This window comes from Butyricicoccus sp. (assembly GCF_050872565.1).
Classification (GTDB): domain Bacteria; phylum Bacillota; class Clostridia; order Oscillospirales; family Butyricicoccaceae; genus Butyricicoccus_A.
This window is the reverse complement of the sequence record NZ_JBNMHC010000330.1, coordinates 1-2,463: the sequence shown is the minus strand read 5'-3', so window position 1 is coordinate 2,463 and position 2,463 is coordinate 1. Positions and strand designations below refer to the sequence as shown.

Annotated in this window: 3 protein-coding genes; 1 reads left to right on the top strand and 2 read right to left on the bottom strand. The window is 49.5% G+C overall.

Annotated elements, in window-relative coordinates; translation table 11 throughout:
* Positions 1 to 629: ribonuclease J (locus ACR0P9_RS10915; RefSeq protein WP_432620063.1), on the bottom strand; the 629-nt coding region annotated here is incomplete at its 3' end.
* A gap of 586 nt (positions 630 to 1,215) precedes the next feature.
* Between ACR0P9_RS10915 and ACR0P9_RS10910 the strand changes: the two genes are divergently transcribed.
* Complete coding sequence (locus tag ACR0P9_RS10910) at positions 1,216 to 2,037, top strand: SH3 domain-containing protein (protein WP_432620061.1); 822 nt, start codon at positions 1,216 to 1,218, stop codon at positions 2,035 to 2,037.
* Positions 2,038 to 2,093: 56 nt separating this feature from the next.
* Here the strand turns inward: ACR0P9_RS10910 and ACR0P9_RS10905 are convergent, their stop codons facing one another.
* A complete protein-coding gene (locus ACR0P9_RS10905) occupies positions 2,094 to 2,438 on the bottom strand; it encodes a cupin domain-containing protein (protein WP_432620059.1) in 345 nt (114 codons plus the stop codon).
* Positions 2,439 to 2,463 lie beyond the last annotated feature (25 nt).

Here is a 2,463-nt window from a genome sequence, read left to right as displayed (position 1 = left end):
TTACCAACTTCCATCTCACTCGGTGTGTAGCCCGGACGCTCGACATTTGTCGAATCACTCATCAGTGCCAGCACGCCCTTCTTGCCCAGCTCACCAAAGCGGGTCAGGTCAATCATTTCACCAGATACCGGTGTCGGGTCAATCTTAAAGTCACCGGTGTGAATGATGGTTCCGAGTGGGGTGCGGATTGCCAGAGCGACTGCATCTGCAATCGAATGATTGGTATGAATCAGCTCAATGTCAAAGCAGCCCAGCTTGATATGATCGCCTGCCTTGACGCAGTTGATCTTTACCTGCTTGGTCATGCGGTGCTCCTCAAACTTTGAGTTCAGGATTCCAGCAACCAGACGCGTACAATAAACCGGAACATTCAGCTCCTTGAGTACGTACGGCAGCGCGCCGATGTGATCCTCATGACCATGCGTGATGACAATGCCGCGCACCTTGTTCTTGTGCCGACGCAGATACGTGACATCCGGAATAACCAAGTCAACGCCCAGCAAATCATTGTCCGGAAACGCCATGCCGCAGTCAATGACAAAAATGTCCTGTCCATACTCGATGACTGTCATGTTCTTGCCGATCTCATTGAGTCCGCCCAACGGTATAATCTTCAGTTTTTCTTTCATAAATGCGTATCACTTTCCTTTACATGAACGCGCACGCAGGATGCATTGCCTCTGATACAGGCACAGCAAAACAGCGCACTGGCGAACTCCAGTCCCGCTTCATTCGGCAGCCTACAGCGCGAAATAAATTTCAATTCATCGTATTTGCTATTACTTTATCCTCAAACTGTTGTGGTCCACACACAACAGCCAAACGTCAAAAACTATTACATAGTATAGCACAGTTTTTTCTCAATGTACACCCATTTGGCGGTTTTCCAATTCACATCCCTGTCAATTTTTTCGACAGGATAGCCCGCCAGTTTGTAACCGTTCCGCGATGTTTGTAACCATTCGCCTCGCGTGTATTTTTGTTATTTTTCCGAATTTTCGCCGGTTTTATTGCCAAATTCACCAATTTTCCCAGTTTATTCTTGTCTAAAATGCCTGAAATTAAAAAAATGTCCAAGAATTGTTTGACAAATGACGGCTGTTCCTGTAAGATAGGTTACAGTTCAGTTACACAACCGTAACAAACGGTTACACGAACGTAACAAATTGATACCCTGCTGCTTCGGCAGCCCCGCGTAATAAAGGAGTTACTTACATGTTTCAGAAATTAAAGAGAAATCTTATTGTTGCCGCTACCGGCATTATTGTTACCGCATCCCTGACCGCTGGTGCATTCGCTGCATCTGCTACCGCTACCACCGACGTAAACATGCGCTCCGGTGCTGGCAACCGCTACAAGGTTGTTACCATCGTCGGCAAGGGTCAGACCGTAACCACCGCTGGCAAGACCGGCAGCTGGACCAAGGTCACCGCAGGCGGCAAGACCGGTTATGTACACAGCAAGTACCTGACCAACGGTTCTGTTTCTACAACCGCTGCTGCTTCTGCTTCTACCACAAGCACAGCAAGCACCACCGTATACGCTGTTTCCGCAGTAAACGTTCGCTCTGGCCCAAGCACCAGCTACAAGGTAGTTACTTCCATGAGCAAGGGTCAGGTTGCTACCAAGACCGGCGTTTCCGGCAACTGGGCAAAGATCTCCGTCAACGGCAAGACCGGTTATGTATCTTCTAAGTACCTGACCACTTCCAAGCCGTCCACTTCCCAGACCACTACCACCCAGCCGTCCACCAGCACTAGCAGCAACAAGCAGCTGGTAGGCAACTTCAAGCTGACCTTCTACGCTGGTGACAGCACCACTGCTTCCGGCAGATCCCCGCGCGTTAACCACACCATCGCAGCAGATACCTCTGTTCTGCCGATGTACACCAAGGTTTACATCGAAGGCTGGGGCACCTACACCGTAGAGGACCGCGGCGGCGCCATCAAGGGCAAGCGCATTGACATCTTCGTAGCAAACAATTCCATCGCGAAGAAGAACGGCGTCAAGTACGCAAATGTTTACATCGTCAAGTAAATCTATTTCAGACAGCAAAAGACCGATGCATCGCGCATCGGTCTTTTTTTGTTTCGTTATTCTACTACCATGGCAAGAAAAACTGCCGGCTTATCTGAGGTATTTTTGCTGTAGTGCACGGCACCATCGCCGCACATCCAAGCATCTCCCGGATAGACGGTATGTTCTTTACCATTGTCCAAGATAGTCAGCTCGCCCTCCAGCATGTAGCAGAATTCTGCATCCGGCTGATGGCCGTGCTCACCGATAGAACATCCCGGCTCCAGCGTAATCTTTGCACACATCTTAAATTTGCCGCAGGAATCCTCCGGAGCAATCAATGTGCGGCGGATGACATGACCGTCACCATCCCGCATGTGTTCAATGACATCTGTCTTTTGGTCGTTGTTTCGATTCAGCATGTTTTTTCATCCTTTCCTGTCTCGC